Origin of the sequence: Janibacter sp. GS2, assembly GCF_051200835.1 — a bacterium.
Classification (GTDB): domain Bacteria; phylum Actinomycetota; class Actinomycetes; order Actinomycetales; family Dermatophilaceae; genus Janibacter.
Genome location: NZ_CP195161.1, coordinates 407,973 through 421,229, shown reverse-complemented (window position 1 = coordinate 421,229; position 13,257 = coordinate 407,973). Strand labels below are relative to the sequence as shown.

At 71.5% G+C, this 13,257-nt stretch carries 12 protein-coding genes; 7 read left to right on the top strand and 5 right to left on the bottom strand.

Going from position 1 to position 13,257, the window contains the following annotated elements; all coding sequences use genetic code 11:
- Window positions 1–29 precede the first annotated feature (29 nt).
- Both ACR9E9_RS02035 and ACR9E9_RS02030 read left to right on the top strand, forming a co-directional pair.
- The gene (locus tag ACR9E9_RS02035; protein WP_435201180.1) at window positions 30–368 is read left to right on the top strand and encodes a TraR/DksA family transcriptional regulator; all 339 of its coding nucleotides are present in this window, start codon (window positions 30–32) and stop codon (window positions 366–368) included.
- 55 nt (window positions 369–423) lie between these two features.
- Complete coding sequence (locus ACR9E9_RS02030) at window positions 424–1,185, top strand: HEAT repeat domain-containing protein (protein ID WP_435201178.1); 762 nt, start codon at window positions 424–426, stop codon at window positions 1,183–1,185.
- Between the two features lie 42 nt (window positions 1,186–1,227).
- Here ACR9E9_RS02030 and ACR9E9_RS02025 read toward each other — a convergent pair whose 3' ends face one another.
- Window positions 1,228–1,812 carry a TIGR03086 family metal-binding protein gene (locus tag ACR9E9_RS02025; RefSeq protein ID WP_435201176.1) on the bottom strand — a complete coding sequence of 195 codons (585 nt, stop codon included), beginning with the start codon at window positions 1,810–1,812 and terminating at the stop codon, window positions 1,228–1,230.
- A gap of 55 nt (window positions 1,813–1,867) precedes the next feature.
- On the opposite strand from ACR9E9_RS02025, the gene ACR9E9_RS02020 reads away from it, so the two are divergent.
- On the top strand, window positions 1,868–2,179 hold the full coding sequence (locus ACR9E9_RS02020) for a GNAT family N-acetyltransferase (protein ID WP_435201174.1): 312 nt from the start codon (window positions 1,868–1,870) through the stop codon (window positions 2,177–2,179).
- A gap of 18 nt (window positions 2,180–2,197) precedes the next feature.
- On the opposite strand, the gene ACR9E9_RS02015 is transcribed toward ACR9E9_RS02020, so the two are convergent.
- Entirely contained in the window at window positions 2,198–2,617 is a 420-nt protein-coding gene (locus ACR9E9_RS02015; RefSeq protein ID WP_435201172.1) for an ankyrin repeat domain-containing protein, read from the bottom strand.
- Window positions 2,618–2,755: 138 nt separating this feature from the next.
- Here ACR9E9_RS02015 and ACR9E9_RS02010 point away from each other — a divergent pair, with 138 nt between their 5' ends.
- Both ACR9E9_RS02010 and ACR9E9_RS02005 read left to right on the top strand, forming a co-directional pair.
- Complete coding sequence (locus ACR9E9_RS02010; protein ID WP_435201170.1) at window positions 2,756–3,667, top strand: hypothetical protein; 912 nt, start codon at window positions 2,756–2,758, stop codon at window positions 3,665–3,667.
- Window positions 3,664–4,770, top strand: coding sequence for an ATP-grasp fold amidoligase family protein (locus ACR9E9_RS02005; protein WP_435201168.1), 1,107 nt, complete (start codon window positions 3,664–3,666; stop codon window positions 4,768–4,770). Before ACR9E9_RS02010 ends, ACR9E9_RS02005 begins: the two co-directional genes overlap by 4 nt.
- Window positions 4,771–4,775: 5 nt before the next feature.
- Here ACR9E9_RS02005 and ACR9E9_RS02000 read toward each other — a convergent pair whose 3' ends face one another.
- Together ACR9E9_RS02000 and ACR9E9_RS01995 are read right to left on the bottom strand one after the other, a co-directional pair.
- Window positions 4,776–7,181, bottom strand: a complete 2,406-nt coding sequence (locus ACR9E9_RS02000; RefSeq protein WP_435201166.1) for a CDP-glycerol glycerophosphotransferase family protein — start codon at window positions 7,179–7,181, stop codon at window positions 4,776–4,778.
- Window positions 7,178–8,284 (bottom strand): hypothetical protein, encoded by a 1,107-nt coding sequence (locus ACR9E9_RS01995; RefSeq protein WP_435201164.1) that lies wholly within the window; start codon window positions 8,282–8,284, stop codon window positions 7,178–7,180. Before ACR9E9_RS01995 ends, ACR9E9_RS02000 begins: the two co-directional genes overlap by 4 nt.
- A 76-nt stretch (window positions 8,285–8,360) precedes the next feature.
- On the opposite strand from ACR9E9_RS01995, the gene ACR9E9_RS01990 reads away from it, so the two are divergent.
- Window positions 8,361–9,056 carry a hypothetical protein gene (locus ACR9E9_RS01990; RefSeq protein ID WP_435201162.1) on the top strand — a complete coding sequence of 232 codons (696 nt, stop codon included), beginning with the start codon at window positions 8,361–8,363 and terminating at the stop codon, window positions 9,054–9,056.
- A 47-nt stretch (window positions 9,057–9,103) separates the two neighbouring features.
- Window positions 9,104–10,807 carry a CDP-glycerol glycerophosphotransferase family protein gene (locus tag ACR9E9_RS01985; RefSeq protein WP_435201160.1) on the top strand — a complete coding sequence of 568 codons (1,704 nt, stop codon included), beginning with the start codon at window positions 9,104–9,106 and terminating at the stop codon, window positions 10,805–10,807.
- Here ACR9E9_RS01985 and ACR9E9_RS01980 read toward each other — a convergent pair.
- On the bottom strand, window positions 10,755–13,217 hold the full coding sequence (locus ACR9E9_RS01980; protein WP_435201158.1) for a glycosyltransferase family 2 protein: 2,463 nt from the start codon (window positions 13,215–13,217) through the stop codon (window positions 10,755–10,757). The two genes, ACR9E9_RS01985 and ACR9E9_RS01980, sit on opposite strands and share 53 nt — an antisense overlap.
- Between the last annotated feature and the right edge of the window lie 40 nt (window positions 13,218–13,257).

Below are 13,257 nucleotides of genomic sequence, written 5' to 3'. Positions count from 1 at the left end.
GCGACCGGCCTCGGTGCGACCATGGGTCGATGGACGGGATCAACGAGGTCCTCGAGCAGGAGCGCCGGTCCACGCTGGACCGGCTGGCGGCCGTGACCCAGGACTTCGACACGGTCGTGGCCGCGGCGCCGGGGAGCAACGCGGACGACGAGCACGACCCCGAGGGGGCCACGATCGCCTTCGAGCGCTCCCAGCTCGACGCGCTCGTGCAGCAGGCGAGAGCCCACCTCTGGGAGATCGACGCCGCGTCCGCTCGCGTCGCGAACGGGACGTACGGGGTGTGCGAGGTGTGTGGCCGCGCGATCCCTCCGGAGCGGTTGCGGGCCAGGCCGACGGCCCGCACGTGCATCGCCTGCGCGTCACGCTGAGCGCGCTCCCGGGCACCTCGGGCCGGCGTCACCGGGGCCGGTAGCGTCGAGGGCCATGAGCACCTCCCTCGAGCAGGCCCTGCGTGCGGCGCGGCACAACGACCCCTCCGTGCGGCAGCGCGCGGCGCTCCATCTGGGCACCTATGCCGACGACACGATCGCCCCCGAGCTCGTCGACCTGCTCACCCACGAGCCGGACTTCTATGTGCGAGAGACCCTGACCTGGGCCGTGGTGACCCGCGCGAGCGTCACCTTCCCCCTGCTCATCGAGGCGCTGCAGACCGGCGGCCCCGCCCGGGTGCAGGTCCTGCACGCCCTGAGCAAGATCCGCGACCCTGCGGCGGTGGCCGACATCCTCCCCCTGGCCAGCGACCCCGACGACGCCGTCGCAGCCAAGGCCTGGTGGGCGCTCGGCCGGACCGGCACACCGGGCGCGGTCTCCGCGCTGCTCGACCACCTCGGCGACGAGGACGACTTCCGTCGGCGTGAGCTGACCCGCGCGCTGGAGCAGGCCGGTGAGGGCGCCGTCGAGGGGCTGGCTCAGCGTCTGCAGCACGACCCGGACCGGTCGGTCCGCCGACATGGGGCCGAGGTCCTCGTCGGTCTCGGCGACCCGGCCGCGCGCGGTGCTGCGGAGGCGCTCTTCCACGTCATCGAGCACGACGACAAGGAGGTCGTCCTCCCGGCGATGGAGGCGCTCTCCGCGCTCGACCTCCCGGAGGTCGACGCCACCCTGGCTCGCCTGCGCGACGGCGACGACACCTGGCTGTCACTCACCGCCGGATGGTTGCTCACGGACCGGTCCGAGCGGCCCTGAGCCGGGTCGGTGGTGATCCGCCGACCGGGCCCGGGAGCCACCTCAGGCAGGACTCCACGAGCGACCGAGGAAGGCGGCGAGCTGTGTCGTCGGCCCCGCACCCGCGGGCGGGTCGACTCGCGGGCCGAAGGGCATCCCGGGTCCGCGGTGGGCGTCGGTCAGCGCCTGCTCCGCAACCACGCGGGCCGTGGCGACGAGCCCCGGGTCGGCCTCGGGGTCCTGCCCGGTGGCCACCGCCAGGTCCCAGCCGTGGGCGATCGTCTCCATGACGAATCCGCCCACGACGAGCCCACCCGGAGCAGGGCCCCAGGGGGCGGTGAGGGTGGTCGTGAGGAGCGCGTCGTCCGCCCAGTCGTCGCCGGCGCTGCGCGCAGCGGTCCGGTAGTTCTCGGCGACGGTCACCGGGTCGATCGGTGCCTGCGAGGGAAGGGCCCGCGGATCGTTGCCCTCGGCGACCGCGGTGACCTTGCCGGGCAGGGTGGACACGTGCTCGAGCAGCCCACGCACGTCGTACTCGCGGCACGGTGTCGGCCGTCCGAGTTGGTCGGGGCGCACCGCGGCGATGAGGCCGGCCACCCAGGACTGGGCGGCAGCGAGGTCGGGGCGAAGGTCAGGGACCTGGTCCATACTCCGACTGAACTACCGACCACCGACCGAGTCAACAGTTCCTGAGGGAGTGCCCATGTCCGAGGTGTCCGTCACGCACCAGGCCGCCAACCACCGGTTCGAGGCCCGCATCGGCGACGAGCCCGCCGGTTTCGCCGAGTACCAGCTCACCGATGAGCTCTACGTCTTCACCCACACCGAGGTCGACCCCGCCCACGAGGGGAAGGGGGTCGGCAGCGCGCTCGCCCGATTCGCCCTGGACCACGTGCGGGAGGAGGGGCGTCGCCGGGTGTTGCCCATCTGCCCCTTCATCGAGGGCTGGATGGCTCGTCACCCCGACGTCGCGGACCTGCACTACCGTGCGCCGAGATCGACGGCCACGGACTGAGTCCCGACCGAGGGGGGTTCATCCCGACCCGTGGCCGGGCCGGTCGAGCAGAGCGGTCTGGTCGAACATCTCGGCCGTGGCCCTCGCCGTCGGCTGTCCGACCCCGGGGTCGGCGCCGTGGTCGAGGAGGGCCGCCACGACTGCCGGCTCGGCCTTGAAGACGGCCCCGGCCAAAGGGGACTGCCCGCGGTTGTTCAACCGATCCACGTCGGCCCCCCGCTGCGCCAGCGCCCGCACGAGCTCGGCATGGCCGTGGTACGCAGCGAGCATGAGCAGGGTGTTGCCCGCTGGGTCGCTCAGATCCGCGGGCGCGCCGGCATCGACGTACGCGGCGACGCGCTCGCTCTGGCCTTCGCGGGCCCAGTCGAAGAGCTGGTGCGCCAGTTCGATGGTCTCCTCGCCGGGCCGGTCGGCGTCGGGCTCGACGTTGTCGGTCATGTCCCCAGTGTGGCGGTTGGTGCGGCTGCGGAGTCATCTTTCGTCCCCGCTGCCTTTGGTAAAGTCACCGCAGTACATCGACGCCGTAGCCCGCCCAGCCCGCGCGGGATCCGGGCCGGTTCTTCCAGGAGGTAGCGCATGAGCGAAGGACGACCCCCTGGCATCGGCGGTGTGGCCCGACGCCTCGGCCTTCGCGTCAAGAGCGCTTTGGCGCCCTCGGGTGACTCGGCCGACACTGCGCGCTCGGAGCCCGACACCACCGGCAGGACGACCCGCCGCGACACGGCCGCGACGAAGAAGTCACAGCTCCAGGCGGCTCAGGCCCAGCTCGAGCAGCTGACGACCACTCGCGATGAGTTGCGTCAGCAGCGGCTGGCGGTCCAGCAGGTGCTGGGTGCCGAGCACGGCAAGAGCGTCCAGCCGCGCCTGAAGGTCGAGAAGACCAACGGTGTCCCCAGCTTCGTCGTCAGCCAGCGGATGATGCAGCGCATCTACGGCGCAGCGGAGGATCCGAGGGCCGGCCTCGACGGGATCGGTGCCACCTTCGCCGACCGCGCCGGCACCGCCCGTTTCGCTCGCAGCCACGCCGTCCCGGTGCTCGACGAGTCGGACGTGGCACCGGAGGCCGTCGTCGTCGCGCATGCGTTCAAGGGCGAGGTCGCCCTCGTGGAGGTCCGTGCACCCCAGGGGGTGCGCCACTTCGAGGCGGACGGCACCGACCCCGGCGACATCCGGCCCGCCGCGACGTACGACCCGGCGATCGCGCAGCCCGAGGGTTTCGAGGACATCTGCGCGTGGTCCAAGACGCTCTCCCGCCACATCCCCCGGCCCTACGTGCAGGTGTACTGGTCAGCGACGTCGGACGGCCCACGGGTTCACCACCTCGAGGTCGACCCCGACCGGATCCCGGCGCTGACACCCGAGTGGGACAAGCGCTTGGGCCTGGCCTTCGACGGCGCCTACTCCCGCTACCTCAAGCAGCCCTTCCGCCGTGGGGGTCTGGCCAATCGGGTCCCGGGCGGCACCTTCACCCCCGAGGAGATCGTGTGAACCCGGACCCCACCTCCCCGTCCGAAGAGCAGGCCTCCCCCGACCCGGACCGGCGGGAGCAGCAGCGGGAGGGGCGGCGTCGGCTCCGTCGGCTCGAGCGCCAGATCGAGCAGCGGCACGCCGAGATCGAGGAGCTGGAGGCCCAGATCGAGGTGCTCTCGATGGAGGCGCTGCCCATGGTGGAGCGTCAGGCGTCCTCGGCGACCACCCCGGACGAGCTGGAGACGGATCGCGGCGTCCCGTCGTTCGCGCTGGCGTCACGCATGCACCGGCGACACAACACCAGCGGGGTGCATCGGCGACACCGGGTGCGCGAGCCCATCCTCGACCTGTACTCCAAGACGTCCGGCCGTCAGTTCGCCGAGCTGCACGGGGTCCGGGTGCCCGCGGTGTTCGGCACCTGGCCGACCCCGGATGACATCGTCTGGGATGACCTGCCGGAGCGATTCGTCATCAAGAGCAGCCGTGGCGGTGGGGGGATCAACGTCTTCCCGGTCGAACGCCGGGATGGTGGGTTCTTCGACTTCATCGGTCAGCAACTCATGACGGCGGAGTCGATCACCGAGCGATTCTGGAAGAAGCACCAGGAGGACTCGGTCTACTTCGCCGAGGAGTTCCTCGTGGGCAGGGACGGCGAGACGATGCCGGACGACATCAAGGTCTTCTGCTTCTACGGCGAGCCGGCCTACATCGAGGTGCGGACCGAGGACTGGTCGCGCAAGCGGGACGGCCGTCAGCGGGTTCGCACCTTCCTGCCGGACGGGACCGAGCTCTTCAACGCCCGAGCGCTCATCCCGCACGGTGACGACATCACCACGCCGTCGGACTTCGCGGCGATCGTCGAGGCGAGCGGGAAGTTGTCGGCAGCGATCCGTCGACCCATCCAGCGCCTCGACTTCTACGACACCGACCGCGGTCTCGTCTTCGGCGAGGTGACCCAGAACCCCGGTCGTCCCCCTTCCCTGATCCGATACTGGGATCGTCGCTTCGGGCAGACCTACGAGGACGCCTCAGCGCGGTTGATCACCGACCTGGTCGGCGAGGACCACCTGCGCCTCCGGTACGGCAAGGCGGGCACCGACGGGCCCGCCCCGCAGGGCTGACCCACTCACTGCCCCCGTCGTGCGCGATCGACCATCGCGTCGATCTCCTCGACCACCCGCTCGCTGTTGTGGTGGTCGTGGAAGGTGAAGGCGGCGTCGACGCGGGGCTGGTACGCCGGGTCCCGGGTGCACCCCCGCGCCAGGAGCGCGTCCAGCTCCGTGAGCGTCTCGTTGAGGGTCGACGCGACCGGCCCGAAGGCGTCGGCGTCGTGATCGAACCACGAGGGCACCGCGTGCCCGTCCTCGTACTCGGTCCTGTCGAAGTGGGTGTAGATGATCGGCGTCCCCAGGTAGGCGACGTCGAAGTGCACCGAGGAGTAGTCGGTGACGAAGGCATCGCACCCCCTGATGAGGTCCTGGAAGCTGTTCGACGTGGTGTCCGCCATCTCGGTCCGGTCGCTCGTGAACTCGAAACCGTCCATCTCCTGGCGCAGGTTGTAGTGCGGCAGCAGCTGCAGGCGGTAGTCGTGACGGCTGAGGATGTGGTGCAGCTCCGGGCTGTGCATCAGACCGGTGATGAACCGCTCGTAGGTCGACCCCTCGTAGGGCACGCTCGCCTCGTCGCCGGGGCCGAACAGCTTCGGGACGAGGTAGCGGCGCCAGGTGGGCATGAAGAGGATGGTCCGGCTCGGCGGTGTCGGGACGAGCGTGTCGTACCGCGGCATCCCGGTCTCGAGGACCTGGTCCCGGTAGCCGGAGCTCTCCCGCAGGGCATCCCTCTCCATCGGGTTGACGCTCAGGTACAGGTCGTATCCACCGGTGCCCCGCTTCACCGCGGTGGGGGAGACGTGCACGCCGTGCTTGAGGTAGACCCGGTGGGCTCCGACCCGCCACGCCAGGCTGCGCGTGTAGCCGGAAGGGGTCCACTGACGCGGGATCATGTGCTTGATCGAGTAGGCATTGGCCAGGACGCTGGCGTGCATCATCAGCATGCGGTGTGACGCCGAGGAGTGGTCGACGACATGGCCCAGGTGCTCCACGCGGGAGCGCTGCGGACTGTCGGCGTCGATGATGTAGTACACCTCCCGGTCGGGCTGGCTCTCCCGCAGGTGCCGGAAGAGGTGGAAGCCGTTGTCCTGCGCGGTGTCGGCGCGCTCTCCGATGAGCCAGATCTCCCGGCGAGCGTAGAAGGGACGGGTCGCGAGCCGGACCAGCCGCGCCAGTCGCATCCGCTTGCCGCCCTTGCCCTTGAGGATCGCCCGGGCGTCCTTGCGCACCATCGAGCGACCCCACCGCCGGCGGGCGGCGCCACCGAGGCCGCGCTGGAGGGTGATCCACGTGTCGGAGCCGCGCACCGTGTGCATGAGGTAGCGCGTCTCCACTGCGGCGCGGCGCTGCCCTTCGCCCCTGAGCAGGACGGTACGTGCCGGGGCGAGGACACCGGCCCGCGGCTGCAGCCCTTGGAGCGTGCGGAGGGCGGCGAAGGGGGTGTCCACCCCGATCATCAATCGATGGTGGCCCTCGGGGATCTCGTCGACCGGCAGACGGCCCACGACATTTTCCCAACGGCGCCCGCCCTGGTTGTCCAGCCGCTGCTCCAGGTGCGCCGTCTGCTCGCTGAGCACCTCCCGTGAGGGGCTGGCCACGACGAGGCGGTAGCTCCACGGCGGCTGCTCGTGGCTGTTGAACCGCCCGAGGCTGACGCGGGCGAAGAGCTCCAGCTCCCGGTCCGTGGAGCGCAGGTCGACGCCCTCGAGCCGGGCCGTGCCGGTGGCCAGGGCGAGGAAGGCCAGGTAGTCCGTGTACACGCGGTCCGGGTCGGGCCCCAGCTCGGCCAGCTCACGGTGGAGGTGGGCGCGCGGGGCGACCTTGCTCCGGTCGCGGTTGTAGAGCATCACGGGACGGTCGACGGACAGGCCGACCTCGCCCACACGCTCGATCTCCCGGGCGATGTGGCCCTTCAGCTTCTGCTTGTAGGTGGACAGGCGTCTGCGGGGCAGCGAGGTGACGATGAACCACGGCGTCGTGACCGAGGCGAAGATCCGGGCGTAGCCCTCGATGACGTCACCCTCGTCGGGCTCGAGCGTCTCGGTCAGCTGGACGATGTCGAGATCGGCCAACGGGTCGGGGCCGAGGAGGTCACCGTCCTCGGGGTCGGCCTCGGATTCCGCCTCGAGGTCGTCCTCGAGGTCGTCCTCGAGGTCGGCCTCGGCCTCGGCGTCCGACTCGGGGTCCGAGCCCCCCTTGCGCACGACCAGCACGCGGCAGCGGGAGAGGTCAGGGTCCTTGCGTACGCGTCTGGCCCATCTCTTCAGCGGGCGCCGGCGCCGGCCGCTGACCAGCAGCACGAGGGTGACCTCCTCGAGCGGGAGGTGCGCCAGCTCGGCGGGCTCGGCAGGGGCATCGGTCGCGGCCGCGGTGGCGAGCGCGTCGTGGGGCACGTGCTGCAGTGGTCGGTCGTCCTCGGTCACGCTTCTCCTTCTGTCCCGAACTCAGGGTGGCGAAGCAAGCCGATCCACTGTTCGCGGGTGTTGCGCAGGAAATGGTCGCCCCCGGTCCCCCAGGTGTGCTCCGAGGGATCGGCGTTGCGCACGTACAGGTAGCCGATGTCATGCGGTTGGTAGATGGTCCCGGACTCACGACGGATGGCGTTGATGAGGTGCGTGTCGACGGCGCGGGGGACCGAGGGCCAACCACCGACGTCTGCGAGGTCCTCGGGGGTCATGAGGAAGGTGCTCCCGGCCACCCGGTCGGTGAAGCTCTCACGGACGCCGTGCAGCCGACGCACCGTCGTGTCGATGGCCTCCAGGAAGATCACCGTGGTGCTCTTTCCGACCAGCGTCGCGCGGGAGTACCCGTGGGCCATGACGAGGTCCATCAGGTGCGGGTCGCCGAAGAAGTCGTCATCATCGACCTTGCCGACCAGCTCGCCGGAGGCACACGCGAAGGCGTCGTTGATGACCGAGCCGAAGACCTGGTCGGCGGGAAACTCCCGCACGACCAGGCTGCGGGACCCGGCCACCTCGCTGAGCCCCGAGGGGGCAGGGACGCCGTGCAGGCCGACCACGATCTCCAGCTCGGGGTAGTCGAGGGTGCTGAGTCGTTTCACCATCGCTGCGACCCGGTCTCCACGACGGCTCACCAGCACCAGGCTGACGGTGGGCCATCGGGCGACCAGCGGCTGCAGGACCGCTCGACGCTGCCGCACCGACTGCACGTCCCAGTCGAGGTCACCGGGGCGACCGGTGGGGTCAGTGGTGATCTGTGCGGCCAGCTCGGGCGGCAGCGCAGTGGTCAGGTCCGTCCCCAGGTCGCCGTGGACGAAGGTGCCGCGCGCGATGGCACGCTGCAGGAAGTCGGCGACCTGGTCACGGGCGGCATGCGGTGCCCCTTCGCCGCCCACCCGGAGCTGGTGGGCGTTGTCGAGCGCACAGAGGTGCCGGTTCAGCCCGGAGTCCCACGTGCCGCGGTGACGCCCGAGGCGCCATCCCGCTGGAGACAGGTCGAGCGTGCGCGCCATGAGCGTGCGCGGGTCGGGGACTCGTCCGACAGGGTTGTCGATCCTGATGTCCACCCCGCGAGTATAGGGAAGACGAGAGCGGTCACTTCTTTCCCCGAGTGGCTCCGCGTGTGCTGGGTACCATGCTCGGATGGCTGACCTGCAGGTGCTCCTCGACCCACGGGGTGTGACGGGAGAGGAGTTGCGTGCCGGCGTCGGCACTCTCCTCACCCAGGTGCCCGCGGTCGAGCTCGTGCACCCGACGCGGGTCCAGAGCGCCGACCTGACTGGTCGTTTCGGCAGCCGGGTGATCTCGGCGGTGCGGCTGCGCACGGACGTGCCGGTGCTGGTGACCTCCGGTGATGTCTGCTTCGCCTCGGGCGCCGTGCGACGTGTCCTCGCGGAGCTGGACACTCCCGGACGCTCCCTGACCCGGATCCTCCTGTCCGACTCCCCGGTCGTCGTGGGGCAGGTCGCGTGCTGGGCGCCGCAGTGGTTGAGCGGGTACAGCGGCACGGTCGAGGGCCTGGTGGAGGCCGACCTGGACTTCGACCGGGAGCACCTGTCGCGCACGTCCTCGGTCGTTCGTTCATGGGTGCGGGCCGATGCCGTCGGGATGGCCCCGGCGTCGACGGTGGGTGAGGACCCGCAGCGGTGGTCCCGGCGAACCGGACGCGCACTCGTGGTCCAGGATGTCCTGACCGTGGCCCGCGCACCCGCAGGCGCAGTCCGTCGCCGTCTTGAGCGAAGCGGTCAACGACGGCGCTACGCGGCGTCCTCACCCGATGTCGAGGAGCCCGGGCGGGGCACGACCGCCGGAGGCCCTCGCCGCCGACCGCGCGGCTGACGGCCACGCGCGGTGGCCCGGGCCCCGTGACCATAGAGTGAGGCTCGATGCCCGGCCAACCGATCTGCGAGTACCTCGACGTCTCCGAGTCCCACCTGCGGTTCGCGGTGCGTCTGACCGGCGAGGACCGCGCGCCGGGGGATCGTTTCGTGCTCCGCATGAGCGGTCGGTGGCGGGGTGTCGTCGCCACCGCGACGTCCGAGGTCGTGCCGCGCGTCAACACCCTCGGCGTGTGGGTCCGCTCGGCGATGGTCTTCGAGCTGCCGGTGGACGACCTCCCCGACGGGTCCTTCCGCCTGGAGCTGGTGGAGCTCGAGTCGACGGCCGACGGCGGGGAGGAGGCGCTGTCCTCGTCCCACGCCGTGCCGGTCCAGCCGTCACCCGGACTGCTGGCCGCCTCGCGTCCGACGCGCATCGGTCGGCGGCGGGTGCAGGTCTTCCCGGCCGCGGGCCGACCGGTCACGTGGGTGCGGGTGGCCGCCGACACCACCCCCGCACGCGCGCTCTGGCGGATGCGCAATGTCCTGGTGGACGTGGCCTTCGCTGCTCATGCCCGACGATTCACCTGGGTGCGGACCGTGCGCCTGCTGACCCGGCCCCTGGCGCCGCGCGGACCCGTGTGGTTGATCGGGGAACGGCCGGAGACGGCGCGGGACAACGGTCGTGCCCTCTTCGCGCACCTCCGGGCGAGCAGACCGACCGCCCACGTCTACTACGTCATCGCCGCGGACAGCCCGATGCGTTCCGCCGTGGATCCGCTGGGCCAGGTGATCATCCACTCCTCGTGGCGTCACCGGCTGATGATGCTGCACGCCGACGTCCTGATCAACGCGTACTCCATCAAGCACATGCTTCCCAGCCGATGGCACCCGAGCGGCTACATGCGCCAGGGCGCCTGGCGGATCGGTTCGGTTCGGGTCTACCTCAAGCACGGAGTCCACCTCAGCCCGTACGCCGTGAAGCGGGCCAGCGGAGGCTACGACCTCGTCGCCACGGTCGGTGACCGTGAGGCCGAGGCGCTGGCCGCGACCTCGGGATACCGCGACCAGCTGGTCGTCACGGGGCTGGCGCGCTACGACGCGCTCGTTCCCCCGGCGGTGCCGAGTCGGACGATCCTCTTCATGCCCACCTGGCGGCGCTATCTGGCACCGACCCTCTTCAGCGGCAGTGACGAGACGCAGGTCGCCTACGAGGGCTCCACGTACGAGCGCTTCATGACCGACTTCCTGGGGAGCGAACAACTGGCCGATCTCCTCGAGGCACACGACCTCACGCTGCAGGTGGTTCCGCACTACAACCTGCGCACGGTGCTGCGCACGCCGGAGGTGGTCAGCGCGCGGATCGACGTGCTCGACGCGGCGACCGCCGACATCCCCGCGCTGCTGCGCTCGTGCGACCTGCTGGTCACCGACTACTCCTCGGTCCAGTTCGACGTCGCCTATGTCGGGACGCCGATGGTCTACTGCCAGTTCGACGAAGGGGAGTACACCACCGGGCACAGCGCCTTCTCGTGGTTCGACCCGCGCCGGGACGGCTTCGGCCCGGTGACCTGCGACGCGGACACCACGGTGAGTGCGATCGAGCACTACGCCGAGAGAGGTTTCGTCCGGGAGGCCGGGTACGGCGAGCGGGTCCGCTCGGTGTTCGCCCACCAGGACCACCACAACTGCGAGCGGCTGGTCGAGTCGATCGACTCGCTCACCCGGGCGGCCGGTGAGCCGGGGTCCCGTCCTCGGGTTCTGCCAGGGTGAGCAGGCCTCCCACCGTGTCCCGCAGTGCCGCGGCGCTCACCCGCTCCGCGAGGAACCGGACGGCACGCTCCTGCTGCTGCGCATACAGCTCCGGGCGCCCGGCGTGCAGGGCGATCCACTCGTCGACGGAGCGCTCGTCGGTGTAGAGCGCGGCCGGGCCGAAGTGCTCCCGGTAGGAGGGGTGCAGGACGAGGACGCACCCGTGCCCCAGCGCGCGCACCGCCTCAGGGTGCAGGTGGGCACCACGACCGGGCACCGGCGGCACGCACAGGTAGGCGATCTGCCCGAAGAACTCCTGCCGGGTCGTCCCCGTCCCGCGCAGTGACTCGACGGGGCGGCCGAGACGGCGGGAGAGCCGGGGCCCGCTCGTGCGGCACCGCAGCACCGTGTCGGGGTCGCGCGGGACGGCGGTGGCGGCCCACGCGGTCAGCTCCGTCGGCGCGAGGAGCGCGGATGGCCTCAGGACCCCCACCGGACGGTCGGGGGAGGTCGCCCAGGTGCTCGGGTCCGGAGCCGGCACCGCCCCCCACACCCGGGGTGGCAGCACGTGCTGGGGCGGCACGTGCTCGGTGAGGCTGGCGGCGATGCTGGTCGTCGCGGGAAGCCAACGCACGATGGGGGAGGCCGCCGCAGTGGTTCGCGGCGCCCTTCGTGCTCTCTCCTCGATCTCGGCGGGGTCGAACCTGCCCTCCGGGTCCTCTCCGGCCACGAGGACCATGACGCGGGGCCTGACCCCGTCGAGCACACCCTCGAGGTGGGTGACCGCAGCCGCGTCCCGCACGAGCGCGACCGACGCCACCACCGACTCGTCCGGGAGGACCCAGGTGGCTTCCCCCGTGCGGATGCGCTGGACGATTGGGTCGGCGGGCCGCCGTGCGGGGACGGTCAGGTCAGTCGGGGACGGAAAGGAGAGCAGGGCCACGGATGCCCCGGTGTCGCAGAGGGCGTGCACCTCGGAGGGGATGTCGGGCGACGTCGGCGAGTTCGGGCCGAAGCCGCCCAGCAGGAGCAGGTCGGCCCGGTGCTCGGGCTCGGGCGGTCCGCCGGACACCCGATGTCGGGCGGGCACGGGAGGGCGCTGCGGTGGACGGACGAAGGGGGCGCTGCGCCCCTCGCCGATGAGGCCGTGCCACTGCCGGTAGCAGAAGCGGTAGTGCTCCCGGCTCGGATCCCGGAAGAGCAGCCGCTGGTCGTCGCGCGACAGCGACCCCGGCGTGCGTTGGACCAGAGCGAGGATCTCAGGCACCAAGGCGAGGGAGTCCCTCCCGAAGACCGCCTGCAGCCGCCCGACGAACTCGTTGTCGGCCGCCCGTCGCACGGAGTCGAACCCACCGAGTCGACCCAGCACGGGCTCGCGCCGGAAGAGCAGGGACGAGGCGTTGACGCTCTCGGCGGGGTAGCCCAGCACGGTGAGGGCGAGGTGCTCGTCGACCCGGACCATGCAGCTCATCGACGCGACCGGCCCGGGGTCGGTGAGCAGCGCCTCCACCTGGAGGCGGATGCGCTCGGGGTGCGACCAGTCGTCCGCGTCCTGGAAGGTGATGAACTCCCCGCGGGCGTGGGAGAGGCCGAGGTTCCGGGCGGCGTACGCGCCCTGGTTGACCGGGTGTCGCAGGAGCCGTACGCGCGCGTCGGACGCCGCCATCTCCTCCAGCTGGGCCCGGCTGCTCGCGGTGGACCCGTCGTCGCAGAGCAGGATCTCGAGGTGGCCCCAGGACTGCGCCAACACCGACCGGAGGGAGAAGGCGAGGTCCGCCCCGGGATCGTGGACCGGCATCACGATCGTGACCAAGGGAGCGGAGCCGTCCGTGCGCCGCGTGGAGGTCGCCGTCACGCGGGACAGGGGCGGGCCGGTCCCCGGGACGAGGTGCACCGGAGCCAGGTCGTGCTGGGTGAAGACCTCGGACAGAGCCACCAGGCCCGGGCCGGTGGGGCCGGCCGCTCCGGGGCCGGCCGCGGCGTTGAGCTCGTCGACGCGTACCCGCCAGCCCGCTCCGCCGGGAGCGTGGTCATCGCGGGGGTAGGGGAACTCATCGGTCCGGCGCGTGAGGAACAACGCATCCAGCCACAGGTGTCGGAACCGGGGACCGAGCCCGCGCTCCCCGCTCGCGCGGTGCGCGAGCCGGAGCAGGCCGCAGATGTCATCGAGATCGCCGGCCGCGCCCACGAGGGCTGCCCTGGCCAGCGCGAGCCAGCAGATCGCCTCGACGTCCACGAGGGCGACCGGCAGCTCACGGTCTGGATCGGACGCCGTCGCGCGGGCCACGTCCACCAGCGCCGCCGCCGTGAGCCGCCCGCCCGTGGCAGCCCGTGCCAGCAGGTCGGGGTAGGTGGAGTCGGGGTGCCGGACACCCATCCGTGCGACCGATTCCAGGTGCAGGGCGAGAGGATCGAGCCTGGTCCGGTCCACGCGGTCTCCTCCGGAGGTCACTGGCGCCCTTCCCCAGCCA

Bases quoted from the DNA above. Each gene is read 5' to 3' on its own strand.
- ACR9E9_RS02035 (WP_435201180.1), top strand. From the start codon at position 30: ATGGACGGGATCAACGAGGTCCTCGAGCAGGAGCGCCGGTCCACGCTG.
- ACR9E9_RS02030 (WP_435201178.1), top strand. From the start codon at position 424: ATGAGCACCTCCCTCGAGCAGGCCCTGCGTGCGGCGCGGCACAACGAC.
- ACR9E9_RS02025 (WP_435201176.1), bottom strand. From the start codon at position 1,812: ATGGACCAGGTCCCTGACCTTCGCCCCGACCTCGCTGCCGCCCAGTCC.
- ACR9E9_RS02020 (WP_435201174.1), top strand. From the start codon at position 1,868: ATGTCCGAGGTGTCCGTCACGCACCAGGCCGCCAACCACCGGTTCGAG.
- ACR9E9_RS02015 (WP_435201172.1), bottom strand. From the start codon at position 2,617: ATGACCGACAACGTCGAGCCCGACGCCGACCGGCCCGGCGAGGAGACC.
- ACR9E9_RS02010 (WP_435201170.1), top strand. From the start codon at position 2,756: ATGAGCGAAGGACGACCCCCTGGCATCGGCGGTGTGGCCCGACGCCTC.
- ACR9E9_RS01990 (WP_435201162.1), top strand. From the start codon at position 8,361: ATGGCTGACCTGCAGGTGCTCCTCGACCCACGGGGTGTGACGGGAGAG.
- ACR9E9_RS01985 (WP_435201160.1), top strand. From the start codon at position 9,104: ATGCCCGGCCAACCGATCTGCGAGTACCTCGACGTCTCCGAGTCCCAC.